The organism is uncultured Microbacterium sp. (assembly GCF_947489255.1).
GTDB classification, from domain to species: domain Bacteria; phylum Actinomycetota; class Actinomycetes; order Actinomycetales; family Microbacteriaceae; genus Microbacterium; species Microbacterium phycohabitans.
The window spans coordinates 437,165-462,801 of record NZ_CANLCY010000001.1 but is presented as its reverse complement, the minus strand read 5'-3'; the positions used below and the strand labels follow the sequence as shown (position 1 = coordinate 462,801).

Genomic DNA, 25,637 nt, shown 5'->3' with positions numbered 1-25,637 from the left:
GAGCCCGCCATGTGGCGCATGCCCATCGAATCCGCCCCGCACGAGCGCACGTGGATGGCGTTCCCGCGCGAGGGCGTCACCCTCGGCGACGATGCCGAGGCCCGCGCGGAGGGCTACCGGGCGTGGACCGAGGTCGCGCACGCCGTCGCGCTGTTCGAGCCGGTGACGATGGTCGTCGATCCGAGCGAGATCGCGCGCGCCCGACGCATGCTGTCGGCCGACATCGAGATCGTCGAGGCGCCCCTCGACGAGTTCTGGATGCGCGACGTGGGCCCGACCTTCGTCGTCGACGCCGACCGCCCGGGCGTGCTCGGAGCCGTGGACTGGATCTTCAACGGCTGGGGCGCCCCCGACTGGGCCGAATGGCAGAAGTCGGCGCTGCTCGCGCGCGTGGTCGCCGAGCACGTCGGCGCCGAACGCATCGACTCGCTGCTCGTGGCCGAGGGCGGCGGCCTGCACGTCGACGGTCGGGGCACCGTGCTGCTCACCGACACCGTTCAGCTCGACCCGCGGCGCAACCCCTTCGCCGATCGCGCGCGGGTGGAGGCCGAGTTGGCCCGCACGATCGGGGCGACCGACGCGATCTGGCTCTCGCGCGGACTCACCCGCGACTACGACGACCTCGGCACCAACGGCCACGTCGACATCGTCGCGACCTTCGCCTCGCCCGACCACGTGCTCGTGCACGAGCAGACGGATGCCGCTCATCCCGACGCCGAGGTGTCGCAGCTCGTGCGTCGCGAGCTGACCGACGCGTTCGCCGCCCTCGGGCGGTCGGTGACGATCACCGGCATCCCCGCCCCCTCGACCCTGCGCGACGACCACGGCTGGGTCGACTGGAGCTACATCAACCACCTCGTCACCAACGACGGCGTGGTGCTCTGCGGCTTCGGCGACCCCGCCGCCGACGCGCGCGCCGCCGAGATCATCGCCGACGCCTACCCCGGCCGCCGGGTCGTGACGGTCGACTCCCGCCCGATCTTCGATCGCGGCGGCGGCATCCACTGCATCACGCAGCAGCAGCCGACGGTGGGCTGAGGGCGAGGCGCGGCCGGGACAGCCGGGGCGGACGACGGGTCGAAGGTCCCGCCAGGAGCGCTGCGCCGACGCGACGATGGACGTGAGCCGATCCACGGCGCGAAGGCGAGGAGCGATCATGAACGGGACCATCGCGGTCGGAGTCACCGACGCACCGGGGGCGCAGAGCGCCCTCCACTGGGCCATCGAACGCGCGATCGCCCGCCGGGATCGGCTGCGGCTCGTCGGTGTGGTCGGCTCCGCGTGGGGCATCGTCGGTGAGGAGATGCTCGTCGGTGACGCCCTCTCGCGGACGACGACTCTGCTGGAAGAGGCGGCCGCGAGCGCACGCGCCGCGGGAGCGGATGCCGAGATCCTCGTCGAACGCGGAGACCCCGTGGCGCGGCTCATCGACGTCTCGGGGCGCGTCGACCTCCTCGTCCTGGGGAGCGACTTCGTGCACGACGGTCCGCGGCTGCGCGGCGTACGCGGCGTGCGGATCGCCGCCGGGACGCGCTGCCCCGTCGTCACCGTCCCGGAGGACGGCGAACGGGGGCGCGCGGGCGTGGTCGTCGGGGTCGACGGCTCGGAGACGTCGGAGAAGGCGGTCGCGTTCGCCGCGGCGGAGGCCGACCGCACCGGCGACGGTCTGACCGCGGTCATGACCTGGTCGCCGGTTCCGGTCCCGTTCGAGCTGGAGGGCTACCCGCCGGACTACCTGGAGCGGATGCAGGCTCTCACCACGGAGGATCTGGCGATCTCGCTCGCGGGCCTCCGGCAGGACTATCCCGACCTCGCGGTGACCACCCTCGTCGAGTCCGGGTACCCGGCGGCCGCCCTTCGACGCCTGTCGCGCTCCGCCCGCCTGCTCGTCGTGGGCAGTCACGGGCGCGGAACCCTGGGGCGGTTCCTTCTGGGCTCGACGAGTCAGGAAGTGCTGACGCAGCTCTCGACCGTGACCGCCATCGTCCGGTAGACGCGCCTCCTGCGGGGCCCCGCACCCGGAGGCGCCGGTCGGAGCGGGCGCGTCGGATCGCCACGCGTCGGGGTCATGCGTCGGCGGGCGGCCCCGGCGGCGCGCGTCGGAGCGGGGCGCGTCGGATCGCCACGCATCGGGGCCACGCGTCGCTGGGCGGCCCCGGCGGTCGCCCGTCACGGGCCGGGCGTCGAGGAGCCGGGCGTCGACGAGCCTGGCACCGGCGGTCGTCCCTCGGCGCGAGGGGTGAAGCTGGCGATCGGGTGCGGCGCTCGCGCGGACGCAGGAAGGGCTTCCTCCCGCGACCGGAAGATCCGCGAGCGCAGCGCATCCTCCCGCGCGTCGGCGGGGCGCTCCGGGAATCGACGTCCGGTGATGCTGCGCGGAGAGATGCGCACCAGGTAGGGCTTCGCCTCCGGACTCATCGAGCGCAACCCCGTCTCACGGGCGCGCCGGATCTCGGCATCCAGATCGACGGGCACCGCGTCTCCGCGCACGACCACGCTCCACCGATCGCCGGCATCCTGCCCGTCGACCTCGAACGCGACGGCCGGACGCGACCGCAGCAAACGCAGCTTCGCGTCGGCCGCGCTCCGCAGGTAGATGACGCCGTCGCGCCCGGCGAAATTCACCGGGTAGATCAGGGGTTCGCCGGACGCATCGATGAGAGCGAGGCGGCCGAGCCGCTCGGATTCGAGCAGGCGCCAGCAGTCGGACGTGCTGAGCTCCCGGACGGTCGGGGGCGGGAACGGATCGTGGGTCATGGCGAGCCTCCTGTCGCCAGTCCAGCACGCGGGCGCCGGCGGCGATGGGGCGAAGGTCCCCCGGGTCCTGGCCAGACCCCGGCGCCGGTCGTAGATTGAGGATCCGGGGAGAGGAGCGTGCGATGACGAGCGAACATCTCGCACCGCCCGCCGACGCGCCGCCCCCGGCCCCCGACGAGACGTCCTCGGCGGACCACCTCCGCGGTCTCCTCCGCGCGGTCGACACGATCGTCGGAGAGATCGAGCTGCCCGTCGTGCTGCGCCGCGTCGTCGAGGCGGCCGTCGACCTCGTGGATGCCGAGTACGGAGCGCTCGGGATCATCGCCGCCGACCGGTCGTCGCTCGATCAGTTCATCCACGTCGGCCTCCCGGCCGACACCGCGGATGCCATCGGCCACCTCCCGCGTGGCCGAGGTGTTCTCGGCGCCCTCATCGCCCATCCCGAACCGATCCGCCTCGACCATCTCGGCGAGGATCCCCGGGCTGTCGGCTTCCCCGCCCACCACCCGCGCATGGAGTCGTTCCTCGGGGCGCCCATCCGCGTACGCGGCGAGGTGTACGGGAACCTCTACCTCACCGATGCGCGGCGAGGGACGTTCTCGGCCGAGGACGAGGAACTCGTCCGCGCTCTGGCATCCACCGCGGGGTTCGCCATCCAGAACGCCCGCCTCCTCGACGAGGCGCGCACCCGGGCGACGTGGATGACGGCGACGGCGGAGCTGTCGGCGACGATCCTCGCCTCCCCGTCCGACGACGTGAACGACCTGCTCGCGAGACGCGTCGCCGACCTCGTCGACGGCAGCCTCGTGACGGTGCTCGTCCCCGTGGACGGATCGGAGGTGCTCCGTGTGGCTGCCGCTCGCGGCCCCGGAGAGGACGACGTGATCGGCGCGAGCGTCGATCGTGCGCACACCATCGCGGGGGCGGCGATGCACCACGGCGGCGCCCGGGTGGCCACCGTCCCTTCCGTCGCGGACCGTCCGGACCCGGCGTCGATCACCGGAGATCACGAGACCGGCCCCGCGATCGCCGCGCCCCTGCAGACGCGGCAGCACACGTGGGGCGCTCTGTGCGTCGCTCGGGCGCCGGGCGAGCGAGGGTTCACCGCCGTCGAGCTCGAGGTGCTCCACGACCTGGCCTCGCAGGCGAGCATCGCGACGGAGCTCGCCCGCGTGCAGTCCGAGCAGCAGCGCGCCATGCTCACCGACGAGCGCGCGCGTATCGCGCGTGACCTGCACGACCACGTGATCCAGCAGATCTTCGGCGCGGGTCTCACGCTCCAGTCGATGTCGGCCTCCCTCGACCGCACCGGGGACCGCGACCGCGTCGGTGACGTCATCCGCCAGCTCGACGACGCGATCACGCAGATCCGCACCGTCGTCTTCGCGCTCTCCGCCCGCGACGGCAGTTCGCTGCGTCACCGCCTGATCGACGTGGTCGCCGAGGTGTCGGGGGCGCTGCGGCGCCCGCCCGCGCTGCGGTTCGCCGGCGCGGTCGACCACGCCATCCGCGGCCCGCTGGCCGACGACGTCGTGGGCGTGGCCCGCGAGCTGCTGACCAACAGCGTGCGCCACGCGGGCGCGGACAGCATCTCGCTCGACGTCGCCCTCACCGGGCCGGACGTGTCGATCGTCGTCACGGACGACGGCGTCGGCATCCGCGACGACCGTCGGAGCGGGCTGGCCAACCTCACCGAGCGGGCCGCGCGACGCGGTGGGACGCTGACCCTGACCACCGGCCCCGGCGGAACGCGCGCCGAATGGCGGGCGCCCCTCGACACCGTGACCGAAGGGGGATCCGAGCGATGACACGCGTCTTCCTCGTCGACGACCACGAGATCGTGCGGCGCGGGCTGTCCGACCTCATCGACGGCGTCGAGGGACTCGAGGTGGTCGGCGAAGCGGGGACCGTCCGTCAGGCGCTCGCGCGCATCGAAGCCGCCCGGCCGGACGTGGTCGTGCTCGACGTGCGCCTGCCCGACGGCAGCGGGATCGATCTCTGCCGCCAGATCCGCTCGTCGATGCCCGAGGTCGCGTGCCTCATCCTCACGGCCTACGACGACGACACCGCGACCTCCGCCGCGGTGTTGGCCGGGGCGTCCGGATATCTGCTGAAGAACATCGCCGGCATGCGGCTGCTGGACGACATCCGCGCCGTCAGCACCGGCCGCATCCTCCTGGATGCCGGAACCGTGGCCCGCGCCGCGGCGAGCCTGAGGGACGGCGCCCGCGACGACGACCCGCGATGGGGCTCCCTCGGACTCCGCGAGCGGCAGGTGCTCGCCCTGATCGCCGACGGCCTCACCAACCGCCAGATCGGTGAGCGTCTCGGCCTGGCCGAGAAGACGGTGAAGAACTACGTGTCGTCGCTGCTGCTCAAACTGGGCGTCGGCTCGCGCACGCAGGCGGCCGTGCTGCATCTCGGGCATCCCGGCCGCTGACGCGCGGCGCCGGCGCACACCCGCGCCGCGGGCTTCACGCGCCCTTCGCCGGGAAACTCGCGGACGGGACGACGACGAGCGGACACCGCGCCCGCCAGAGCAGGCCGCGGCCGACCGAGCCGACGTAGGCGCCCGTCAGCGGCCCATCGCGGTGGGTGCCGATGACGAGCATCGCCGCCCCCGGGGCGTGCTGCAGGAGGGCCGCAGCCGGCTCCGCGCGCACGAGGTCCGCCTCGATGTGCACGCGGGGGAAACGCCGGGTGACGGAGCGGACCGAGGCTTCGAGCAGCTCTCGATGCTCTTCCAGGATCCGTTGCGGAAGCACCAGCAGAGCCGCGGATCCGTCGCGCGAGGGTTCGGGGAGATGCCAGGCGTGGACGATGCGCAGTCGACCCGAGGAACGCTCGGCCTCCTGCGCCGCGAAGGTCAGGGCCTCCGACGACGACAGGTCGTCCTCGAGCCCGACGGTGACGCTCCCCTGCCGTCGCTCCCAACCGGAGGGGACGATGCACAGCGGCGACCGGGCATGCGCGATGATCCGGACGGGAAGCCACCCGCCCAGGGCTGCTCGAACGGGATGCTCCGGATCGACGCCGATCACGAGCAGATCCGCGCCCGCGGACGCCTCCGCGAGAGTCTCTGCGACCGCCCCCGAGACCCGGCGGAACGTCGCCGCCTGATCGGGCGCCGCGGCGCGCATGGCGCGCTCGGCGTCCGCGAGCGCGTCGTTCGGCGATGCCGTGCGCCCCGCGACGGGGCCGACGTGGACGACCTCGACCTCCGCCGTCCGCGTGCCGCATCGATCGACGACCCACGCGAGCGCAGAACTCGACGCCGCGCTGCCGTCCACCCCCACGACGATCTTCCCCATGGCATCCTCCGCTCCCTCCGCACGGTAGGCGCAGCGCGGGCCGCGGCGGGGGTCGAAGGTCCCGCCGGGGCGGGATCACCGGGCACGAGGGGGCTCATCTCTGTCCAGGCGGACTCACGCGGGCATCGGGTGACGTCGGGGGTGAACAGCTCCGAGGTCACTTCTTCACAGTCCCCGCCGACGGGCCGATCGGCGAGCTACACCCGCCTTCGACGACGTCGGCGCCCCGTTCGCACATGCACCGGGCGCGATAGGGAGGGGTGTCCTCACCTCCCCACCCACCCGACAGGAACAGTCGTGCCCACACCTCAGCCCGCGCCGTCCCGCCGACGCCGCCTCTCCTTGCCCGTCCTGCTCGCCGGCGGCGTGGCATCCCTCATCCTCGCCCTCGGACTCTCGCCCACGATCTCCGCGTTCACGGCGCAGATCAAGAACACCGTCGACACCGCCGGCACCGGAACCCTCATCATGCAGGAGACCAATGCCGATGGGTCCGTCGTCTGCACCAGCACCGACGGAGGGTCCGTCTCGACCAACACCGCCACCTGCGCGACCATCAACAAGTACGGCGGCACGCTCACCATGGTGCCCGGCCAGACGGTGTCGACCGACGTCAAGATCAAGAACACCGGCACCGCCGACGCCTCGGCGTTCACCCTCACGCCCGGCACCTGCTCGCAGTCCGCGAACGGAACCCCCAACGGCAGCGCGACCAATCTCTGCTCCACCATGACGCTGGTCGTGACCTCGGGATCCACGACGGTGTACTCGGGCACGCTGCAGGGATTCAGCTCCGCCGTGAACCTCCTGACCGCGCTGGGCCTGACGTCGATCCCTTCCGGCACGACCGTCCCCTTCACCTTCGCGGTGACCGTCCCGTCGACCGCGGGCAACACCTACGCGGGACTCCAGGTCTCGCAGCCCCTGACGTGGGACTTCAGCAGCTGAGCACCCGCCCGTGACGACTGACGCCACGGCGGCCGCCGTTCGACGCACCGCGGGCCCGGCCTTCGCCCTCGCCGCCGCGCTCGTGCTGATCTCGATCGCGGTCGCCGTGGCGTTCGCCGCCACCGGCATCCGTCTCTTCGCCGTCCAGACCCCCAGCATGGGCCAGACCGCGCCCGTCGGTTCCCTTGTCGTCACCCACCCCCAACGGTCCTACGCGATCGACGACATCGTCACCTTCACGACGGGGGATCGCACCGTGACGCACCGCATCGTCGACGAACGTGAGGGATCATTCGTCACCCGCGGCGACCTGAACGGCGCCCCCGACGCAGCGCCCGTCGCCCTCGACGAGGTGGTCGGGCGGGTCGTGGCGATCCTGCCCGGCGCCGGCTTCCTCCTGCAGGCGGCGCCGTGGCTGCTCCTCGGCGCCGTGCTGACCGAAGTGGTGGCGTGGGTGGGCGACCGGCGCCCCGGGTGGGCCTGGAGCGCACGCTTCACCGGATGGTCGCTGACGGTGACACTGGTGGGGTTGTGGATGCGCCCATGGTTCGACATGGTGCTGCTCGACTTCCGAGCGACCGACGGCGGGTCGGGCGCCCTCCTCCACGTCGTGAACACGGGGCTGTTCCCGCTCGTGGCGGGAGGAACGCGGATCCTCAGCGGCCAGGACGCCACCGTCCCGACGACGGACCGCGCGTCGAACGGGGCCTTCGTTCTCACCCCGCACCCCGACCTCGATCTCCCGATGCGCCTCGTCGTGATCGCCCTCTGTCTGCTCCCCCTCGTGGCGGCCCTGCTCGTGCGGGACCCCGTTCCCGTCGCCGCCCCGGGCGGACTGCGGGTCCGCCCCGACACCCGGGGCGGTCGGGTCGTCGTGCCGCTGATCGTCGTCACGGTGACGGCCGTCGCCCTGCTCACCGGACTGTCCTCGACAGGTGCCGCATTCGCCGCGCGCGTGAGCAGCACGAGCGACACCGCGGGGACGAATCCGTTCTTCACGTGCCGCGACGCGGAACTCGCCGTGGGCACCCTGGGGACGAAGGGCGCCTACGCCCTGAGCCCGACCAATACGCCGAGCAAGTCAGAGAACGACCTCTCCGGTATCGGCTCGCGACGCGCCACGTACGCCGTCGCCCCGGCATCGTCGACGAGCATCGGATGCCGCCGTGATCTCCCCGCGACGTCCGTCGTCTTCGACGGTCGTTCGCAGTGCCTGTTCGTTCCCGGGCCGGTGACCAACCCCACCACGTTCAGCCTCGAAGCCTGGTTCCGCACCTCCTCGACCTCGAACGGCAAGATCGTCGGATTCGGCAGCGCCTCGCAGTCCGCGGCGGATTCGCAGTGGGACCGCCACATCTATCTCGACAGCACGGGGAGAGTGGTGTTCGGCGTCTATCCGGACCAGGTCCGCACGATCGCGACCCCCGCCGGACGCTCTTATGCCGACGGCGCCTGGCACGCGGTGGTCGCGTCGCTGTCCACCGCCGGCATGGCACTGTACGTGGACGGGACCCTCGTCGCAACGAACCCGACCACGACGTCGGCCGAGAACTACACCGGGTTCTGGAAGATCGGCTGCGGAAACCTCGCCCTGTGGGCCAACGGCACCTCGAACGGGATCTCCGACTATTCGGGCCCGTCCTACTTCACGGGTCAGATCCAGTTCGCCGCGATCTACACCCGGGCGCTCACCGCCGACGAGGTGCGCCGCCACTACTACGCCGGACGCTGATGCCTCTTCGGGCCGGGGTCCGCGGACGCGTGGGGGACCGACCCCACGCCGAACGCAGATCAGCCCCGCACGAATGCGGGGCTGATCTGGTGGAAATGGCGGTGACGGTGGGATTTGAACCCACGGTAGGGGTGAACCTACACAACATTTCGAGTGTTGCACCTTCGGCCGCTCGGACACGTCACCGCCGACAAGCTTACGACACGAGGGCGGATGCCGCGAATCGGCGCCGTGGCCGGCATCCGGCATCCATTCGTCCACCGTCGAAGCACCCCCCTGGAGCCGGTTCGCGCGCGCTGCCAGGATCGAGCCATGAGCGTGATCGAGAACTCCAAGCTGACGGTCGTGGGCGCGGGGAGCGTGGGGGCGAGCGTCGCGTACGCGGCGCTGATCCGCGGATCGGCCCGCCACGTCGCGTTGTACGACATCGCCGCGGAGAAGGTCGAGGCCGAGGTCCTCGACCTCGCCCACGGCACGCAGTTCACCGGCTCGAGCGACATCACGGGGGGTAGCGACGTGTCGGTCGCCGAGGGCTCGCACGTCGTCGTGATCACGGCGGGGGCCAAGCAGAACCCCGGTCAGACCCGCACCGAGCTCGCCGCCACCAACGCGCGCATCATCCGCGACATGATGCCGCAGCTGCTCGAGGTCGCCCCGAACGCGATCTACGTCATCGTCACCAACCCGTGCGACGTCCTCACCGTCCTCGCGCAGGAGGCCACCGGCCTGCCGACGCGGCGCATCTTCGCCTCCGGCACGGTGCTCGACACGTCGCGCCTGCGGTGGAAGATCGCCCAGCGCGCCGGCGTCGCCACCTCGAGCGTCCACGCGTGGATCGTCGGCGAGCACGGCGACACCGAGTTCCCGCTGTGGTCGACCGCCACGATCGGCTCCGTCCCCATCACGGAGTTCGAGCTGCCCGACGGCTCCTCCTTCGACCAGGACGAATTGGATGCCATCGCCGTCGACGTCCGCGACGCCGCGTACAAGGTGATCAAGGGCAAGGGCGCCACCAACTACGCCATCGGCCTCTCGAGCGCCCGCATCGTGGAGGCGATCCTGCGCGACGAGCACGCGATCCTCCCCGTCAGCACCGTGCTGTCGGACTTCCACGGCGTCGACGGCATGGCGCTGTCGGTGCCCTCGATCGTGTCGGCGAGCGGCGCCGTTCCGATCGCCGCCACGCCGTTCTCCGAGCGCGAGGTGACGCTGCTGCGGCGCTCGGCCGACGCCCTCACGACGGTGGCCGACTCGCTGCGCGGCTGAGGCGCCGCCGCGACGCCGTCGCGCGTCGCACGGCCGGTCACGCCGTCGTCTGCGGAATCCGGGGATGCGAGCGACCGGCTGCCCTCCGCCACGCCCACGCCCACATCATCGATAAACGCTCGCCGTGTCGACGAACGCTCTCGCACCGCGTTCCTCAGCGCGGAGAGCGTTTATCGGCAGGCTCACCCCGCCCCACAGCCCGGATGCCGGCGCCCCGGCGCGAGCGATGTCGGAGGCCCCGCGTAGCCTGACTCCATGGCATCCCGTCGTCCCGCAACCGCCCCCGCTCCCTACCGGTGCACCGAGTGCGGGTGGACGACGCTCAAGTGGGTCGGCCGCTGCGGCGAGTGCCAGTCGTGGGGCACGGTGGTCGAGGCTGCCGAGCAGACGGGCATCGTCCGATCCATCACGCCGGTCGCCCCGGGGGCGGCCCGTGCCGCGCGACGCATCACCGAGATCGACACGCAAGACGCCCCGCGGCGCACGAGCGGCGTCGGCGAGTTCGACCGCGTGCTCGGCGGAGGCATCGTTCCGGGCGCCGCCATCCTGTTGAGCGGTGAGCCCGGCGTCGGCAAGTCGACCCTGCTGCTCGAGGTCGCGGCGCAGAGCGCCCGCGCCGGGCGCCGCGTGCTCTACGCCAGCGGCGAGGAGTCCGCCGCGCAGGTGCGCCTGCGGGCCGAGCGCACGGGGGCGCTGCACGACGAGCTCTTCCTCGCGGCCGAGACCGATCTCGCCACGATCCTCGGACACATCGACCAGGTCGAGCCGGGGCTTCTCATCGTCGACTCGGTGCAGACGGTGTCGTCGGCCCACAGCGACGGAGCCGCCGGTCAACCGGCGCAGGTGCGCGAAGTGGCATCCGCTCTCATCCGCGTCGCCAAGGAACGGGGGCTGCCGGTGATCATCGTCGGCCACGTCACCAAAGACGGCTCGATCGCCGGCCCCCGCATCCTCGAGCACCTCGTCGACGTCGTCTGTCACTTCGAGGGCGACCGTCAGACCTCGCTGCGGTTCGTCCGGGCGCTCAAGAACCGCTTCGGCCCCACCGACGAGGTCGGCTGCTTCGACATGACCGGCACCGGCATCGCCGAGGTCGCCGATCCCAGTGCGCTGTTCCTCGGCCACGGCGAGCCCGAGCCCGGCACGTGCGTCACCATCGCGATGGAGGGTCGCCGCGCTCTCCCCGTCGAGATCCAGGCCCTCGCGGTCCGGCAGACGGCGCCCAACCCCCGACGCATCGTCAACGGCGTCGACTCGTCCCGCGTCGCGATGGTGCTCGCGGTGCTCGAGAGCCGCATGGGCCTCACCCTCTCCGACCGCGACGTGTACGTCTCCACCGTCGGCGGGGTGCGCCTGGTCGAGCCGGCGGCCGACCTCGCCATCGCGATCGCGGTCGCCAACGCCGTGAAGAACCGCAAAGTGTCGAAGCGCCTCGCCGCGATCGGTGAACTCACGCTCACCGGCGAGATCCGCAACGTCACGCAGGCCGCCCAGCGCGCGTCCGAGGCGAAGCGGCTCGGCTATCACACCGTCCTCGACGCCTCCTCACGCAAGCTGGCGCAGGCGTTGAACGAGCTGCAGGTGCGAGGCATGCCGCGCGACGAGGTCGAACCCGGCTTCTGAGCGATCGCGCATCGAGGGCGACGCCCCCGACGTCCCGACATCTCCCGAGACCGGCCGGCTCGCCTTCTCCGGGCGAACGGATCAGCGACCGGGAGGAGCGGACCGACGGCGACGGTGCGGCGAGGTCATCCCGAGGACCGCGGGGATGACAAGTCCGGCGGCGCACACGGCACCGGCGATCAGGTACTCCATGCCCCCGAGTCTCGCACGGGTCCTTCACCCACGCGACTCGGGTTTCTCACCCCCGCCGGATCTGTCGGCATCCGATCGCTGCTCCTCGCTCCCGGGCACGGCAGCGCGGGTGCACAACGGCTGACCGAGGCGGCGACACGCCGCGGCCGACGATCCGCCATCGGCGTGTCGTCACCCCGACACGCCGTCGTGCACGCACCGGGCGGAACGCCGCCAGGTCGGCACGGGAGCCCGCCGCCCCTCAGGCGTCGAGCGCGGCGATCAGGTCGGCGGGCGAAGCCTGGATCGGGTGCGGCCCCGCGATGTCGATGAACACCGTCGTGATGGCATCCTGGTGCGCCCCCAGGAACGACCGCAGCCACTGCGGCGACTGCAGAGCCACGTGCGGCGGGAGCGTCTCGGGCTTGTGCGCCGCATCGCTGAACAGCAGCAGGGCCACCTGGCCCGTGTTCGGGTCGCGGTACGTCCACACCTCGCCCACGCTGAGCGGGTTGTCGGCGTCTCCCGGCGTCATGAGCGGCACGACCGTGGGTCCGTGCCGGAGGGCGAAGGCGATCGCCGCCATGTCCTGCGTCTGCAGGGCGTCGGTCAGCGCGGTGTTCTTGAAGTCCATGTCGACCTTCTTCCCCTTGCGCTTCTTGCTCGCGGCCATCCCCCGAGCCTATCCGCGGCGTCCCTCCCCCGCCCATCCGGCCCGGTGCCCGCCCGATGCCGCGTTTGCGTCCGCCCTCTCGGTTCGGGGCGCAGTCCTCGTTTCGGGGCGTGATCCTCGCGCCCCGAAGCAAGAAACGCGCCCCAGAACGTCGCGCGACGACCCCACGGCGACAACCGCGCCCCAACACGCCGCGCGACTACCCCGCCGCACACCCCACGGCGACACCGCGCCCCACACGCCACCCGACCACCCCGCCGCAGGCCCCACGGCGACAACCGCGCCCCAGAACGCCGCGCGACCCTTCCCGCATCCACCCCACGGCGAGCATGGCGCCCCGATACACGGCGCGATCACCGCCGCACGGCCCGCACCTACGCCAGGAACCCCCGCAACAGCGCCTCCGACCCGGCGAGGTGATCGCGCATCGCCGCGTGGGCGGCATCCGGTCGGCCGGCGAGGATCGCCGACACGATCGCGGCGTGCTGCGAGGTGGAGTGGTCGATGTTGCGTGGCAGGAGGGGGAACGTGTCGAGCCACGCGTTGACCTTCGCCCGGTTGTCGGCGACGAGGGGAACGAGAGAGGGGATGCCGGCGAGCTCGGCGATCGTCAGGTGCAGCAGGGTGTCGAGTCGGCGGTAGTCCTCTCCCCCGGCGACGGCCGCCGCCTCGTGGCGCGCCCACAGCACGTCGCGCTCGTCCGCGGACAGCGAGCGCCCGGCCGCGGCCCACGCGGCACCGGTCTCGAGCACGCCCCGCAGGGCGATGACGTCGCTGAGCTCGGCGGGCGACACCACGGCCGGCTCCGACGGCCGCGGCACCGGGTCGACGACGAACGTCCCCCCGTAGCGCCCGCGCCGCGTCTCGAGCCACCCGGCGTCGGCGAGCTCGCGGATCGCCTCGCGCACGGTGTCGCGACTCACGCCGTAGAGCGCCGCGAGCTCGCGTTCGGCGGGCAGCGATTCCCCCGGGGCGACGAGGCCGAGGCGCACGGTCTGGACGATGCGCGCCGTGGTGTCTTCGAGCGCGTTGCCGCTGCGCACGGGACGGTAGACCGCCCGCCGCAGGTCGTCCAGGGGCGCCTCGCTCACGGTCTCAGCCTGTCATGTCCGGATCAGAGCGGCGTGACGTAGGCGTTGGTGATCCCGCCGTCGACGACGAACGCCGTCGCGGTGATGAAGGACGCATCGTCGGATGCCAGGAAGGCCACGGCCGCGGCCATCTCCTCCGGTTCCGCGAAGCGGCCCATCGGCACGTGCACGAGACGGCGCTGCGCCCGCTCGGGGTCTTTCGCGAACAGCTCCTGCAGCAGCGGCGTGTTCACCGGTCCGGGGCACAGGGCGTTGACGCGGATCCCCTGCCGCGCGAACTGCACGCCCAGCTCGCGCGTCATCGCGAGCACGCCGCCCTTCGACGCGGTGTACGAGATCTGCGAGGTCGCCGACCCGAGCAGCGCGACGAACGACGCCGTGTTGATGATCGACCCGCGCCCCGCGGGCACCATGTGCCGCAGCGCCGCGCGCGAGCAGAGGTAGACGCTCTTGAGGTTGACGTCCTGCACCCGGTCCCAGGCGGGCAGCTCGGTCGTCTCGATCGAGTCGTCGTCGGCGGGCGAGATCCCCGCGTTGTTGAACGCGATGTCGACGCTGCCGAGGTCGGCGGCGACGCCGTCGAAGAGAGCGTCCACGGAGGCCTCGTCGGCGACGTTCACCTGCCGGAACACCCCGCCCACCGCCTCGGCGGCGGCGGTCCCGGTGGTCTCGTCGAGGTCGGCGATCACGACGCGCGCCCCCTCGGCGGCGAAGCGGTGGGCGGTCGCGAGCCCGATGCCGCTCGCGCCGCCGGTGACGATCGCGACGCGGTCGCGCAGACGCTGGGTGAGGTCGATGGTCATGGTGCGGTGGTTCCTTTCGCGCTGGACCTCGTCCCACTCATGGCTGGTGTGGGGCCTCCAGACCGGCCATGAGTGGGACGAGGACCGTCATAAGTGGGACGAGGGGGCAGGCGGGCGGGGTGGGGCGGGCGGGAGGAGGGAACTGCGGCGTCAGTCGGTGGCGTAGAAGACGTTCTTCGTCTCGGTGAAGTGCTCGGCGGCATCCGGGCCCAGTTCGCGGCCGAGACCCGAGGCCTTCATGCCGCCGAACGGGGTGGAGTAGCGCACCGACGAGTGCGAGTTCACCGAGAGCACGCCGCTGCGCACCCCCCGCGAGACCCGGATGCCGCGGCCGAGGTTCTCGGTCCAGATCGAGCCCGCGAGGCCGTAGGCGGTGTCGTTGGCCAGGCGGATGGCATCCGCCTCGTCGTCGAACGGCATCACGGCGAGCACCGGACCGAACACCTCCTCCCGCGCGATGCGGTCGCCCGGCTGCGCGAGCACGACGGCGGGCGCGAACCAGAAGCCGTCGCCCGTGGGCGCCGAGCCGCGGAAGGCGATGTCGGCGCCGTCGAGGAAGCCCTCGACGGTGGAGCGGTGGGATGCCGAGATCAGCGGCCCCATCTGCGTGTCGTCGTCGCGCGGGTCGCCGACCTTCCACGCGGCGACCGCGGGCTCGAGCAGCTCGAGGAACCGGTCGTAGACGCTCCGCTCGACGAGGAGGCGGCTGCGCGCGCAGCAGTCCTGGCCGGCGTTGTCGAAGACCGAGCCGGGAACCCCCGCCGCGGCCTTGTCGAGATCGGCATCCGCGAACACGATGTTGGCGCTCTTGCCGCCGAGCTCGAGCGTCACGGGCTTGAGCAGCCGCGCGCAGCCGGCGGCGACCTCCGTGCCCACCTCGGTCGAGCCGGTGAAGACCACCTTGTGCACGTCGGGATGCGACACGAAGCGCTGCCCCACGACCGAGCCCGACCCGACGACCACCCGGAAGAGGCCCTCGGGGAGCCCGGCCTCGAGGGCAAGCTCCCCCAGCCGCACGGCCGTGAGGGGGGTGAGCTCGGCGGGCTTGAGCACGACGGCGTTGCCCGCGGCGAGCGCCGGGGCGAAGCCCCAGGCGGCGATCGTCATGGGGAAGTTCCACGGCACGATGATCCCGACGACGCCGTACGGCTCGTGGTAGGTCACGTCGAGCCCGCCGGCCACCGGGATCTGCGATCCGATCAGGCGTTCCGGCGCCCCCGCGTAGTAGTTGAGCACCTGGGCGACGTGCTGCGCCTCCCAGCGGGCCGAGCCGATCGGGTGCCCCGAGTTGCGCACCTCCAGCGCCGCCAGCTCCTCGACGTGCGCCTCGACGACGCGGGCGAACGCCCGCAGCGCGTCCGCGCGGGCGACGGGGGCCAGGGCCGCCCACGCGCGCTGCGCGCGCACGGCGTCGGCGACGGCGGCATCCACCTCGGCGATGTCGGCGCGCTCGAGGGTGGTGATCTCGGTCCCGGTCGCGGGATCGATGACGGTGAAGGTGCTCATGCGGACACTTCCTGGTGGTGATCGGAACGTTCGGCCCGGTATCGCGCGGCGGCGGCGACGAGGCCGAGGAACAGGCGCCGGTCCTCGGCGTTCTCCTCCGGATGCCACTGCACGGCGACGAGGTAGTCGTCACCCGGCAGCTCGACGGCCTGCACGAGCCCGTCGTCGGTCCGCGCGGTCACGCGCAGTCCCTCGGCGACGCGGTCGACGCCCTGGTGGTGGTAGCTGTGGACGGTGAGGTCTCCGGCACCGACGAGGCCGGCGAGCCGGGTGCCGGCATCCACCTCGACGACGTTGTCGGCGAACACGCCGCCGCCCACGCGATACCTCTCGGTGCCGAGGGCCTCGGGGAGGTGCTGGTGCAGCGTCCCGCCCATCGCGACGTTGATGAGCTGCAGACCGCGGCAGATGCCGAAGACGGGGATGCCGCGCTCCCGCGCCCCCGCGAGAAGGGCGATCTCCCACGCGTCGCGGTCGGCACGGGCGGGGTCGGTCGTCGGGTGGCGCTCGGCGCCGTAGAGCTCGGGCTGCACGTCGAGCCCGCCGGTCAGGATGAGTCCGTCGAGGCCGTCGAGCACAGCATCGGCGGCCTGCTCCGGCCGGGGCTGCGGGGGCAGAAGCACCGCCGAGGCGCCCGAGGCGGTCACGGCGTCGAAATACTGCTGCGGGAGGAACGACGCGCGCACGTCCCACACGCCCTGCTTCGCGCGTTCGAGGTAGGTCGTGAGCCCCACGACGGGAGTCCGGTTCACGTCAGAGCCGCTCGAAACCACGCACCCGCTCCCAGTCGGTCACGGCGGCGTCGTAGGCCTCGACCTCGATGCGCGCCTGGTTGAGGTAATGCTCGACGACGTCGTCGCCGAACGCGGCACGGGCGATCGTCGACTCGCTGAAGAGCCGCGCCGCCTCGCGCAGGGTCGTCGGCAGGGTGTCGACGCCCGCGGCGTAGGCGTTGCCGGTGAGCGGCGCGGGGAGTTCGAGCTCGTTCTCGATGCCGTGCAGACCGCCCGCGATGATCGCGGAGATCGCGAGGTAGGGGTTCACGTCTCCTCCGGGCACGCGGTTCTCGACCCGCAGTGACGAACCGTGACCGACGACGCGCAGGGCGCACGTGCGGTTGTCGACGCCCCACGCCACGCCAGTCGGCGCGAACGAGCCCTTCGCGTAGCGTTTGTAGGAGTTGATCGTGGGGGCGTACAGCAGCGTGAACTCGCGGAGGGTGGCCAGGATGCCGGCGATCCAGTGCTCCATGAGTGGGCTGAACCCGTGTTCCCCGTCGCCCGCCATGACGGCCTCGCCGCCGTCGCCGCGCACCGAGAGGTGGATGTGGCAGCTGTTGCCCTCGCGCTCGTTGAACTTGGCCATGAAGGTCAGCGACTTGCCGTGGCGGTCGGCGATCTCCTTCGCGCCGTTCTTGTAGAGCGTGTGGTTGTCGGCGGTCTCGAGGGCTTCGGCGTAGCGGAAGGCGATCTCCTGCTGGCCGAAGTTGCACTCGCCCTTCACGCCCTCGCAGTACATGCCCGCGCCGTCCATGCCGAGGCGGATGTCGCGCAGGAGCGGTTCGAGGCGGGTGGTGGCGAGCAGGTTGTAGTCGACGTTGTAGTCGGTCGAGGGGGTGAGCCCGGTGTACCCCTTGGCCCACGCGTCGCGGAAGGAGTCGTCGAACACGATGAACTCCAGCTCGGTCCCCGCGTAGGCGGTGAGCCCACGCTCGGCGAGGCGCTCGCGCTGCGCGTTCAGGATGCCGCGCGGCGACTGCACGACGCGTTCGCGGTCCTCCCACGCGAGGTCGGCGAAGACGAGCGCCGTCCCGGGCTGCCAGGGGATGCGGCGGAGGGTGTCGAGGTCGGGCACCAGCAGCATGTCGCCGTAGCCCTTGTCCCAGCTCGACATCGCGTAGCCGTCGACGGTGTTGAGATCGACGTCGACGGAGAGCAGGTAGTTGCACGCCTCGGCGCCGTGACCCCGCACCTCGTCGCGCCAGAATCGCGCAGCCACGCGCTTTCCGACCAACCGGCCCTGCGCGTCGGGGAAGGCGACGACGACGGTGTCGATCTCTCCCGCCTCGATCGCGGCATCCAGGTCTGCAGTGGTGAGATTGCCCGCCATGGTGTCGTGTCCCTCTCGCCTCATCGGCGCCCTCCGATGCGGAGGACGTAACGAGGAACTTACACGCCAAAGGTAGACAGGTCGACCAATAGAGGGCCATGATTTCCCGCAAAGGCGAGCCCGAAGCCTGCCCGCATCCTTCTGGAGGTCACATGTCCACCTCGAGCAGTTCCCGCAAAAAGGTCGCCGGAGCCACCTATACGGAAACCGACGCCAGCTACTTCGAGAAACGCACCCTGAAACGCTCGGCGGGCGTGTGGGGACTGTGGGGACTCGCGGTCGCCGCGGTCATCTCCGGCGACTTCTCGGGCTGGAACTTCGGCATCGGCTTCGCCGGCTTCGGCGGCATGCTGATCGCCTTCGTGATCCTCGTGATCATGTACTACGGCCTCACGTTCTCGATCGGCGAGATGGCGGCGGCGATGCCCCACACCGGTGGGGCCTACTCGTTCGCCCGCTCGGCGATGGGCCCGTGGGGCGGCTTGGCCACGGGTCTGGCCGAGACGATCGAGTACGTCGCCACCACCGCCGTCGTCGTGTACTTCTCGGGCCAGTACGCCGACTCGGCGCTCGAACTGCTGACCGGGGTGAGCCTGCCCGCCTTCGTCTGGTGGATCATCCTGTACGCGCTGTTCATCGCTCTCAACGCCGCGGGGGCGAACATCTCGTTCGGCTTCGCGATCATCGTCTCGATCATCTCGATCGGCATCATCGTGGTCTTCGGCGCGATGGCGCTGATGTCGGGCGCGTTCGACTGGGGCTCGCTGTGGAACATCGCCCCCACCGACGGCAACACCGAGTTCCTGCCCTTCGGCGTCGGCTCGATCCTGCTGGCGCTCCCCTTCGCGATGTGGTTCTTCCTCGGCATCGAGGAGCTCCCCCTCGCAGCGGAGGAATCCCACGACCCCGCCCGCGACATCCCCCGCGCGGGGCTGTGGGCCCGCGGCACGCTGATCGTGACCGGCCTCATCGTGCTGTTCCTCAACACCGGCGTGCTGGGCGCCGAGGCGACGGGCGGCTCTCTCGAGCCCCTGCTCGACGGCTTCCGTGCGATGGTCGGCGATCAGGCCGCGGCGCTGCTGTCGCTCCTCGCGCTCGTCGGCCTGCTGGCATCGCTCATGGGCATCATGTTCGCCTACGGACGCAACATGTACTCGCTCTCGCGGGCCGGGTACTACCCGCGCTGGCTGTCGCTCACGGGAGCGCGCAAGACGCCGTGGGTCGCTCTCGTGTTCGGCGCCGTCCTCGGCTTCCTCGCCCTCGTGGTCGTCCAGGCGGCGGGCGGGGATGCCAGCCCCGCCGGCGCCATCGTGCTGAACATCGCCGTGTGGGGCGCGGTGGTGGCGTACTTCCTGCAGATGGTGTCGTTCATCGTGCTGCGGCGGAAGTTCCCGAACGCGCTCCGCCCCTACAAGAGCCCGTGGGGCCTGTTCGGCGCCTACTCGGCCGCGATCATCGCCGCCGTCGTGTTCTTCGGCCTCCTGCTGAACCCCGCGTACCTCCTGGCGATCGTCGCGATCATCGTCGTCTACGCGGTCATCTTCATCGCCTTCGCCGTCTACGGCCGGCACCGCCTCGTGCTCTCGCCCGAGGAGGAGTACGCCCTCTCCGGCGGACTCCACGGCGACCCGCAGAGGGAGGGCTACGACGCGATGGAGGGCGAGGTCTTCGGCGACCGGCGCTCCTGACCCAGCGGCGGAGGGGGCGGGCGCTGCGTCATCCGTCCCCTCCGGCGTGTCCTCCGGCGTGTGGCCTCGCGTGTTCGGGGCGCATTCCTCCGTCCGGGGCGCGCGACTCACGCCCCGGAGGGGGAATCGCGCCCCGAACGGATGCGGCGACAGAGCATCGGCGCGGCACGCCGACCCGGCCGGAGCGGATGCCGCGGACCCGATGTCACTGCAAGACGAACGACGCCGTTCCGGCCGACGGGATGCCGCCGATCGACACGCTCAGGTGATAGGTCGCCCCACCGCCCGGAGCGTACGGACGCTCGCTCTCGCACGAGCCGACGGAGGAGCGCGTGCGGTCCCAGGTGAGCGGTGCGGAGCTGGTGACGACCTGCCCGGCGGCGAGCGTCACCTCCATGTCGCTCGGCTCGGTCTGGCAGTCGGTCGAACGCCACCACACGTCGGAGCCACTGGTCACCGTGAACGATTGCGCGCTGGTGCCGACGTTCATCGTGCAGGGATTCGCCGAGGTGTTCGTCAGGCGGATCGAGAGCTGCGGGTTCTCACCCTGGCCGTACTGCCCCTTGTCGGAGAGCGCCTCGACGGTGATGTCGGCCGCGGTGCACTCGACGGGCCCCGACGGCGCGCTGGCGGTCGGCGTCGGGGAGCTCGACGGGGATGCCGCGGGCGCGGATGACGAGGGTGCGGCGGCGGGCGTGCTCTCGGCGGGGGCGGGGGTGTCGAGGGCTGTCGGGGCGGAGCGCCACGGCGGAGCCGCGACGAGCCACACGACGAGGCCGATCACGACGAGCGCCAGAAGGCCCGCCGCGAGACGACGTCGACGGTAGACCGCCGGGGACTGCCTCCGCCTACGGGGGGCATCGGTCATGGTTTCCAGGGTAGGCGCCTGGGCGGCGACGGCATTCCACGGCGCGCGCGCATCAGCACGCTCACAGGCACGCGGAGCCCTCAGCGCCGGGCGATGCGCGCGTCAGAGGTGCTTGAGCATCCGGGTGTTGCCGAGCGTGTTCGGCTTCACGTGCGCGAGGTCGAGGAACTCGGCGACGCCCTCGTCGGGGCTGCGCACGAGCTGCGAGTACACGTCGGGGTCGACCACCTGCTCGCCGATCGGAGCGAACCCGCGCCGCGTGAAGAAGTCGACCTCGAAGGTGAGGCAGAACAACCGGGCGACCCCCAGCTCGCGCGCGCGCTGCTCGAGGTCCTCCACGATGGCCCGACCCACGCCGTGGTGCAACCAGTCGTCGTGCACGATGAGCGTGCGGATCTCGGCGAGGTCGTCCCACATCACGTGCAGCGCGCCGCACCCGATGACGACCCCGTCGGCCTCGGCGACGACGAACTGCTGCACGGACCCGTAGAGCACGACGAGGTCTTTGCCGAGCAGGATGCGCTTCTGCACGAACGGCTCGAGCAGTTCGTGGATGCGTCGCACGTCGGCGGTTCCGGCGGGGCGGACGACGAACGGCGCGGGTGAGGTCATCGGAACAGCCTACGCCGCAACGACGAAGGGGCCCGGATGCCATGGCATCCGGGCCCCTTCTGAGCTAGGCGATCAGCTCCCCGCGAGGGTGTCGGGGGTGGCGGCGATCTCGCCAGCCGTTCCGACGCCGATCGCGACCTTCTCGCCGCGCGGAGCGGTGTCGAAGGTGAACTGACCGTTCTCGACGCCGACCTTCACGTGGTCGCCCGACTCGAGCTCGCCGTGCAGGATCTTCTCGCTGAGACGGTCCTCGACCTCGCGCTGCATGGCGCGGCGCAGGGGGCGCGCACCGAGCGTGGGGTCGAACCCGATCTCGATGAGCTTGTCCTTCGCGTCGTCCGACAGCTCGACCGTCATGTCGCGGTCGAGCAGGCGGTCGGCCAAGCGCTTGACGAACAGTCCGACGATCTGACGGAGCTCGTCCTTGTTCAGCTGCGGGAAGACGATGACGTCGTCGACGCGGTTGAGGAACTCGGGCTTGAAGTGGCGCTTGAGCTCTTCGTCGACCTTGCCCTTCATCCGCTCGTACGAGGTCTGCGCGCTGCCCTCGACCTGGAAACCGACCGGGCCACCGGCGATCGCCGACGAACCGAGGTTCGTCGTCATGATGATCACGGTGTTCTTGAAGTCGATGACGCGGCCCTGACCGTCGGTCAGACGACCCTCTTCGAGGATCTGCAGCAGCGAGTTGAAGATGTCGGGGTGGGCCTTCTCGATCTCGTCGAAGAGCACGACCGAGAACGGCTTGCGACGCACCTTCTCGGTGAGCTGGCCGCCCTCTTCGAACCCGACGAACCCGGGAGGGGCACCGAACAGGCGCGAGACGGTGTGCTTCTCACCGAACTCCGACATGTCGAGGGAGATCAGCGCACCCTCGTCGTCGAAGAGGAACTCGGCGAGCGCCTTGGCCAGCTCGGTCTTTCCGACACCGGTGGGGCCGGCGAAGATGAACGAGCCCGAGGGGCGCTTCGGGTCTTTGAGGCCCGCGCGCTGACGACGGATCGTGCGCGAGAGGGCCGCGATCGCCTCTTCCTGGCCGATGACGCGCTGGTGCAGCGCCTTCTCCATGAACATGAGGCGGCTGGACTCCTCCTCGGTGAGCTTGAACACCGGGATGCCGGTCGCCTGAGCGAGCACCTCGGCGATCAGGCCCTCGTCGACCACCGCGTGGGAGGCGACGTCGCCGGAGCGCCACTGCTTCTCGAGGCGCAGACGCTCAGCGAGCAGCGACTTCTCCTCGTCGCGCAGGGCCGCTGCCTTCTCGAAGTCCTGCTCCTCGGAGGCCTGCTCCTTCTGCTCGCGGACCTTGGCGATCTTCTCGTCGAACTCGCGCAGCTCCGGCGGCGATGACAGGATCGACAGGCGCAGGCGCGCGCCGGCCTCGTCGATCAGGTCGATGGCCTTGTCGGGCAGGAACCGGTCGCTGATGTAGCGGTCGGCGAGGTTCGCCGCGGCGACGATCGCACCGTCGGTGATCTGCACCTTGTGGTGGGCCTCGTAGCGGTCGCGCAGCCCCTTCAGGATGTTGATCGCGTGGGGCAGGCTCGGCTCCGCGACCTGGATCGGCTGGAAGCGGCGCTCGAGAGCGGCATCCTTCTCGAAGTGCTTGCGGTACTCGTCGAGCGTGGTGGCACCGATGGTCTGGAGCTCACCGCGGGCGAGGAGGGGCTTGAGGATGGATGCCGCGTCGATCGCGCCCTCAGCGGCACCGGCACCCACGAGGGTGTGGATCTCGTCGATGAAGACGATGATGTCGCCGCGCGTGCGGATCTCCTTGGTGACCTTCTTCAGGCGCTCCTCGAAGTCGCCGCGGTAGCGGGATCCCGCGATGAGCGAGCCGAGGTCGAGCGAGTAGACCTGCTTGTCCTTCAGCGTCTCGGGCACGTCGCCCTTGACGATGGCCTGGGCGAGGCCCTCGACGACCGCCGTCTTTCCGACACCGGGCTCGCCGATGAGGACGGGGTTGTTCTTCGAGCGGCGCGACAGGATCTGCATCACGCGCTCGATCTCCTTCTCGCGCCCGATCACGGGGTCGAGCTTGTTGTCGCGCGCGGCCTGCGTGAGGTTGCGGCCGAACTGGTCGAGCACGGCCGACCCGCCCTGGGCGGCACCCTGGCTCTGCTCGCCGGCCCCGGACGCGACGCCCGCGGGCTCCTTGCCCTGGTAGCCGGAGAGCAGCTGGATGACCTGCTGGCGCACCTTGTTCAGGTCGGCGCCGAGCTTGACGAGCACCTGGGCGGCGACACCCTCGCCCTCGCGGATGAGGCCGAGCAGGATGTGCTCGGTCCCGATGTAGTTGTGGCCGAGCTGCAGCGCCTCGCGCAGGGACAGCTCCAAGACCTTCTTCGCGCGCGGCGTGAAGGGGATGTGGCCGGTCGGCTGCTGCTGACCCTGGCCGATGATGTCCTGCACCTGCTCGCGGACGGCGTCGAGCGAGATGCCGAGCGACTCGAGCGCCTTCGCGGCGACGCCCTCGCCCTCGTGGATCAGCCCGAGCAGGATGTGCTCGGTCCCGATGTAGTTGTGGTTGAGCATCTTCGCCTCTTCTTGGGCGAGGACGACCACACGACGGGCACGGTCGGTGAATCTCTCGAACATCTCAGTCCCTCCAGAAATGGGCTGACAGGCACGCCTCCGCGCGCCGTACATCGAGAGTAACCAGCGGCCGGATGCCGGAGACGCGTGTTCGCCGTGGGCATACCGCCGTGACACCCGGCGTTGCGAAACCTATCGAGTATCGATACCTTATCGACAGTCAATAACAACGATCATCGATAAGGAGCGATCATGGCATCCCCCCGATCCACCTCGCGCACCCTCTCCCGCGGCGACACCGGCAGCTTCCTGCTCTTCATCGTCGCGGGCGTCGCCATCGCCGCCTGGGCGGTGATCCGTTCCGTGGGCACCATCGTGGCCGCCGTCGGCAACCGCGACGTGCGCGTCCCCATCGAGTTCCTCGACACCGTCGCCCAGGCGCCGATCGGTCCCGACGGGGCGTCCGTCCCCGTCGAGCTGACCGGCGCGGTGGTCACCGCCCCCTCGCTCCCCCTCGCCTCGCTCTGGGCGCTGTTCCTCTCGCAGGGGATCTTCGCCGCCGCGGTCGTGACGGTGGTGGTGCTGCTCGTCGTCCTGTGCGTCGGCATCCTGAAGGGGGAGATCTTCAGCCGCCGGCACACCCGTCTGGTAGCGGCCGCCGGCATCGTCTCGCTCGTCGCGGCGTTCGCGGTGCCGTTCTTCCACAACATGGTCGCGAACGGCGCCCTCGCGTGGCTGTCGGATCGCACCTACGACCGCGGACTGACCCAGCAGATCGACCTCCCGATCCTCATCGTGATCGGCTTCGTCGCGGGACTCTCCAGCACCGTGTTCACGGTCGGCGATCGCCTGCGGCGCGACACCGAGGGCCTCGTATGAGCCCGGCCGCCGCCGACGAGGGGCCCACCGGCATCCATTGCCGCCTCGACGAGCTGCTGGAGGCCCGCGGGATGACGCTGACCCGACTGAGCGAGCTCGTGGGCGTCTCGGTCGTCAACCTCTCGGTGCTCAAGAACGACCGGGCGAGGGCGGTCCGCTACTCGACGCTGTCGGCCATCTGCCGCGTGCTGGAGTGCGAGGTGGGCGACCTGCTGGTCGTCAGCCCGTGAGACCCCGCGGGCCGGCGCTCAGCGCGAGCCCAGCACCGGGATCGGATCCGGCGCATCGACTCCGCCACCCGACAGCACCACCGACACGGCACCCTCGGGCGCCCCGTCGCCGACGTCGGCGAGGGTGACGCGCGGGGCGAGGTCCATCGTGCAGATCTGGTCGGCGGGCGGGGCGGCGAACTGCACCGTGATGCCGGTCCCGGTCGTGGTGACCGACTCCACGGTGGGCGGGCAGCCGGAGCTGCCGTAGGTGACGAGGGCGATGGTGCGCGCGTCGACCCAGCCGGCGCTGGGAGCGAACTGCTCCGCGTCGGACGGGGCGGAGGTCAGCGGTGCGAGGGTCGTCCGCCCCTCGGCCGCGCCTTCCACGGTCACCTCAAGCGATCGGGTGGGGTCCACGCCCGCGGGCAGGCCCACCAGGGTGGCCCGCGGAGCCATGTCGCGCGTGCAGTCCGTGCGGGTGGACTCCCCGAGGGTGACGGTGAGGGCGTCATCGGACAGGGCCGGCTCCGCACTGACGACGGGCACGCAGGTCGAGCTCCCCCAGGTGACGACGGCGATCGCGCGACCCGCGTCGAGCCATGCGGCCCCGACCTCGGCCGCCGATGCCGACTCCCCGGCATCCGGACTGGACGAGGCGGACGGCGAGGTCTCCTGCGCGGGCGACGACGCGCCGGTGGCGCAGCCGGTGAGGGCGCCGGCGGCCAGCAGGCCGGCACCGAGGGCGGCGATGAGAGTCAGACGATGACGGGACATGTGGACCTCCGGGGCGAGTTCCGCCCCATGATGGCGGAGATTCCTGGATGCCGGCGGCGAAGCCGCGGCGCGCCACCGC

The 25,637-nt window shown here is 71.3% G+C and carries 23 protein-coding genes and 1 tRNA gene; 11 read left to right on the top strand and 13 right to left on the bottom strand.

The window, feature by feature from the left end; genetic code table 11:
- Positions 1-9: 9 nt before the first annotated feature.
- A complete protein-coding gene (locus Q0818_RS02185) occupies positions 10-1,038 on the top strand; it encodes an agmatine/peptidylarginine deiminase (RefSeq protein ID WP_298870839.1) in 1,029 nt (342 codons plus the stop codon).
- A 118-nt stretch (positions 1,039-1,156) separates the two neighbouring features.
- A complete protein-coding gene (locus tag Q0818_RS02180) occupies positions 1,157-1,993 on the top strand; it encodes a universal stress protein (protein ID WP_298870838.1) in 837 nt (278 codons plus the stop codon).
- 176 nt (positions 1,994-2,169) lie between these two features.
- On the opposite strand, the gene Q0818_RS02175 is transcribed toward Q0818_RS02180, so the two are convergent.
- Positions 2,170-2,757: a pyridoxamine 5'-phosphate oxidase family protein gene (locus Q0818_RS02175; RefSeq protein ID WP_298870836.1), complete on the bottom strand. Its 588-nt coding sequence runs from the start codon at positions 2,755-2,757 to the stop codon at positions 2,170-2,172.
- Between the two features lie 122 nt (positions 2,758-2,879).
- On the opposite strand from Q0818_RS02175, the gene Q0818_RS02170 reads away from it, so the two are divergent.
- On the top strand, positions 2,880-4,565 hold the full coding sequence (locus Q0818_RS02170) for a GAF domain-containing protein (RefSeq protein WP_298870835.1): 1,686 nt from the start codon (positions 2,880-2,882) through the stop codon (positions 4,563-4,565).
- Positions 4,562-5,197 (top strand): response regulator transcription factor, encoded by a 636-nt coding sequence (locus tag Q0818_RS02165; RefSeq protein ID WP_298870830.1) that lies wholly within the window; start codon positions 4,562-4,564, stop codon positions 5,195-5,197. The genes Q0818_RS02170 and Q0818_RS02165 overlap by 4 nt, the downstream gene beginning before the upstream one ends.
- A gap of 34 nt (positions 5,198-5,231) precedes the next feature.
- Here Q0818_RS02165 and Q0818_RS02160 read toward each other — a convergent pair whose 3' ends face one another.
- Entirely contained in the window at positions 5,232-6,068 is an 837-nt protein-coding gene (locus tag Q0818_RS02160; RefSeq protein ID WP_298870828.1) for a universal stress protein, read from the bottom strand.
- Positions 6,069-6,365: 297 nt separating this feature from the next.
- Here Q0818_RS02160 and Q0818_RS02155 point away from each other — a divergent pair, with 297 nt between their 5' ends.
- Together Q0818_RS02155 and Q0818_RS02150 are read left to right on the top strand one after the other, a co-directional pair.
- The gene (locus Q0818_RS02155; RefSeq protein WP_298870825.1) at positions 6,366-7,016 is read left to right on the top strand and encodes a hypothetical protein; all 651 of its coding nucleotides are present in this window, start codon (positions 6,366-6,368) and stop codon (positions 7,014-7,016) included.
- Positions 7,017-7,026: 10 nt separating this feature from the next.
- Positions 7,027-8,748 carry a LamG-like jellyroll fold domain-containing protein gene (locus tag Q0818_RS02150; protein WP_298870823.1) on the top strand — a complete coding sequence of 574 codons (1,722 nt, stop codon included), beginning with the start codon at positions 7,027-7,029 and terminating at the stop codon, positions 8,746-8,748.
- A 96-nt stretch (positions 8,749-8,844) separates the two neighbouring features.
- Here Q0818_RS02150 and Q0818_RS02145 read toward each other — a convergent pair.
- Positions 8,845-8,934, bottom strand: a tRNA-Ser gene (locus Q0818_RS02145).
- A gap of 126 nt (positions 8,935-9,060) precedes the next feature.
- Between Q0818_RS02145 and Q0818_RS02140 the strand changes: the two genes are divergently transcribed.
- On the top strand, positions 9,061-10,014 hold the full coding sequence (locus tag Q0818_RS02140) for an L-lactate dehydrogenase (protein WP_298870819.1): 954 nt from the start codon (positions 9,061-9,063) through the stop codon (positions 10,012-10,014).
- A gap of 255 nt (positions 10,015-10,269) precedes the next feature.
- The gene (radA, locus tag Q0818_RS02135; RefSeq protein WP_298870817.1) at positions 10,270-11,637 is read left to right on the top strand and encodes a DNA repair protein RadA; all 1,368 of its coding nucleotides are present in this window, start codon (positions 10,270-10,272) and stop codon (positions 11,635-11,637) included.
- Between the two features lie 433 nt (positions 11,638-12,070).
- Here radA and Q0818_RS02130 read toward each other — a convergent pair whose 3' ends face one another.
- The 6 genes from Q0818_RS02130 to Q0818_RS02105 all read right to left on the bottom strand — a co-directional run bounded on the left by Q0818_RS02130 (position 12,071) and on the right by Q0818_RS02105 (position 17,990).
- Positions 12,071-12,481, bottom strand: coding sequence for a dehydrogenase (locus Q0818_RS02130; RefSeq protein ID WP_298870815.1), 411 nt, complete (start codon positions 12,479-12,481; stop codon positions 12,071-12,073).
- A gap of 374 nt (positions 12,482-12,855) precedes the next feature.
- Positions 12,856-13,572: a GntR family transcriptional regulator gene (locus Q0818_RS02125; RefSeq protein WP_298870814.1), complete on the bottom strand. Its 717-nt coding sequence runs from the start codon at positions 13,570-13,572 to the stop codon at positions 12,856-12,858.
- A 23-nt stretch (positions 13,573-13,595) separates the two neighbouring features.
- Entirely contained in the window at positions 13,596-14,375 is a 780-nt protein-coding gene (locus Q0818_RS02120) for a 3-oxoacyl-ACP reductase (RefSeq protein ID WP_298870813.1), read from the bottom strand.
- 150 nt (positions 14,376-14,525) lie between these two features.
- Entirely contained in the window at positions 14,526-15,881 is a 1,356-nt protein-coding gene (locus Q0818_RS02115) for an aldehyde dehydrogenase family protein (RefSeq protein ID WP_298870812.1), read from the bottom strand.
- Positions 15,878-16,633, bottom strand: coding sequence for a gamma-glutamyl-gamma-aminobutyrate hydrolase family protein (locus Q0818_RS02110; protein WP_298870811.1), 756 nt, complete (start codon positions 16,631-16,633; stop codon positions 15,878-15,880). Before Q0818_RS02110 ends, Q0818_RS02115 begins: the two co-directional genes overlap by 4 nt.
- Position 16,634: 1 nt before the next feature.
- On the bottom strand, positions 16,635-17,990 hold the full coding sequence (locus Q0818_RS02105) for a glutamine synthetase family protein (RefSeq protein WP_298870808.1): 1,356 nt from the start codon (positions 17,988-17,990) through the stop codon (positions 16,635-16,637).
- Positions 17,991-18,142: 152 nt separating this feature from the next.
- Here Q0818_RS02105 and Q0818_RS02100 point away from each other — a divergent pair, with 152 nt between their 5' ends.
- Positions 18,143-19,678, top strand: a complete 1,536-nt coding sequence (locus Q0818_RS02100; protein ID WP_298870805.1) for an amino acid permease — start codon at positions 18,143-18,145, stop codon at positions 19,676-19,678.
- 205 nt (positions 19,679-19,883) lie between these two features.
- Here Q0818_RS02100 and Q0818_RS02095 read toward each other — a convergent pair whose 3' ends face one another.
- From Q0818_RS02095 to Q0818_RS02085, 3 genes are all read right to left on the bottom strand, one after another.
- A complete protein-coding gene (locus Q0818_RS02095) occupies positions 19,884-20,546 on the bottom strand; it encodes a hypothetical protein (RefSeq protein WP_298870803.1) in 663 nt (220 codons plus the stop codon).
- Positions 20,547-20,648: 102 nt separating this feature from the next.
- Positions 20,649-21,158: an amino-acid N-acetyltransferase gene (locus tag Q0818_RS02090; RefSeq protein ID WP_298870801.1), complete on the bottom strand. Its 510-nt coding sequence runs from the start codon at positions 21,156-21,158 to the stop codon at positions 20,649-20,651.
- Between the two features lie 72 nt (positions 21,159-21,230).
- Positions 21,231-23,756, bottom strand: coding sequence for an ATP-dependent Clp protease ATP-binding subunit (locus tag Q0818_RS02085; RefSeq protein ID WP_298870799.1), 2,526 nt, complete (start codon positions 23,754-23,756; stop codon positions 21,231-21,233).
- 189 nt (positions 23,757-23,945) lie between these two features.
- Between Q0818_RS02085 and Q0818_RS02080 the strand changes: the two genes are divergently transcribed.
- Both Q0818_RS02080 and Q0818_RS02075 read left to right on the top strand, forming a co-directional pair.
- Entirely contained in the window at positions 23,946-24,572 is a 627-nt protein-coding gene (locus Q0818_RS02080; RefSeq protein ID WP_298870797.1) for a hypothetical protein, read from the top strand.
- Positions 24,569-24,802 (top strand): helix-turn-helix domain-containing protein, encoded by a 234-nt coding sequence (locus tag Q0818_RS02075; RefSeq protein ID WP_298870795.1) that lies wholly within the window; start codon positions 24,569-24,571, stop codon positions 24,800-24,802. Before Q0818_RS02080 ends, Q0818_RS02075 begins: the two co-directional genes overlap by 4 nt.
- An 18-nt stretch (positions 24,803-24,820) precedes the next feature.
- Here the strand turns inward: Q0818_RS02075 and Q0818_RS02070 are convergent, their stop codons facing one another.
- A complete protein-coding gene (locus Q0818_RS02070) occupies positions 24,821-25,558 on the bottom strand; it encodes a hypothetical protein (protein WP_298870793.1) in 738 nt (245 codons plus the stop codon).
- Between the last annotated feature and the right edge of the window lie 79 nt (positions 25,559-25,637).

Excerpts from the sequence above, each read along its gene's own strand:
- Q0818_RS02130 (WP_298870815.1), bottom strand. The coding sequence starts at position 12,481 with ATGGCCGCGAGCAAGAAGCGCAAGGGGAAGAAGGTCGACATGGACTTC.
- Q0818_RS02115 (WP_298870812.1), bottom strand. The coding sequence starts at position 15,881 with ATGAGCACCTTCACCGTCATCGATCCCGCGACCGGGACCGAGATCACC.
- Q0818_RS02070 (WP_298870793.1), bottom strand. The coding sequence starts at position 25,558 with ATGTCCCGTCATCGTCTGACTCTCATCGCCGCCCTCGGTGCCGGCCTG.
- Q0818_RS02170 (WP_298870835.1), top strand. The coding sequence starts at position 2,880 with ATGACGAGCGAACATCTCGCACCGCCCGCCGACGCGCCGCCCCCGGCC.
- radA (WP_298870817.1), top strand. The coding sequence starts at position 10,270 with ATGGCATCCCGTCGTCCCGCAACCGCCCCCGCTCCCTACCGGTGCACC.
- Q0818_RS02175 (WP_298870836.1), bottom strand. The coding sequence starts at position 2,757 with ATGACCCACGATCCGTTCCCGCCCCCGACCGTCCGGGAGCTCAGCACG.
- Q0818_RS02105 (WP_298870808.1), bottom strand. The coding sequence starts at position 17,990 with ATGGCGGGCAATCTCACCACTGCAGACCTGGATGCCGCGATCGAGGCG.
- Q0818_RS02120 (WP_298870813.1), bottom strand. The coding sequence starts at position 14,375 with ATGACCATCGACCTCACCCAGCGTCTGCGCGACCGCGTCGCGATCGTC.
- Q0818_RS02160 (WP_298870828.1), bottom strand. The coding sequence starts at position 6,068 with ATGGGGAAGATCGTCGTGGGGGTGGACGGCAGCGCGGCGTCGAGTTCT.
- Q0818_RS02080 (WP_298870797.1), top strand. The coding sequence starts at position 23,946 with ATGGCATCCCCCCGATCCACCTCGCGCACCCTCTCCCGCGGCGACACC.
- Q0818_RS02095 (WP_298870803.1), bottom strand. The coding sequence starts at position 20,546 with ATGACCGATGCCCCCCGTAGGCGGAGGCAGTCCCCGGCGGTCTACCGT.
- Q0818_RS02100 (WP_298870805.1), top strand. The coding sequence starts at position 18,143 with ATGTCCACCTCGAGCAGTTCCCGCAAAAAGGTCGCCGGAGCCACCTAT.
- Q0818_RS02090 (WP_298870801.1), bottom strand. The coding sequence starts at position 21,158 with ATGACCTCACCCGCGCCGTTCGTCGTCCGCCCCGCCGGAACCGCCGAC.
- Q0818_RS02085 (WP_298870799.1), bottom strand. The coding sequence starts at position 23,756 with ATGTTCGAGAGATTCACCGACCGTGCCCGTCGTGTGGTCGTCCTCGCC.
- Q0818_RS02185 (WP_298870839.1), top strand. The coding sequence starts at position 10 with ATGTGGCGCATGCCCATCGAATCCGCCCCGCACGAGCGCACGTGGATG.
- Q0818_RS02075 (WP_298870795.1), top strand. The coding sequence starts at position 24,569 with ATGAGCCCGGCCGCCGCCGACGAGGGGCCCACCGGCATCCATTGCCGC.
- Q0818_RS02165 (WP_298870830.1), top strand. The coding sequence starts at position 4,562 with ATGACACGCGTCTTCCTCGTCGACGACCACGAGATCGTGCGGCGCGGG.
- Q0818_RS02140 (WP_298870819.1), top strand. The coding sequence starts at position 9,061 with ATGAGCGTGATCGAGAACTCCAAGCTGACGGTCGTGGGCGCGGGGAGC.
- Q0818_RS02180 (WP_298870838.1), top strand. The coding sequence starts at position 1,157 with ATGAACGGGACCATCGCGGTCGGAGTCACCGACGCACCGGGGGCGCAG.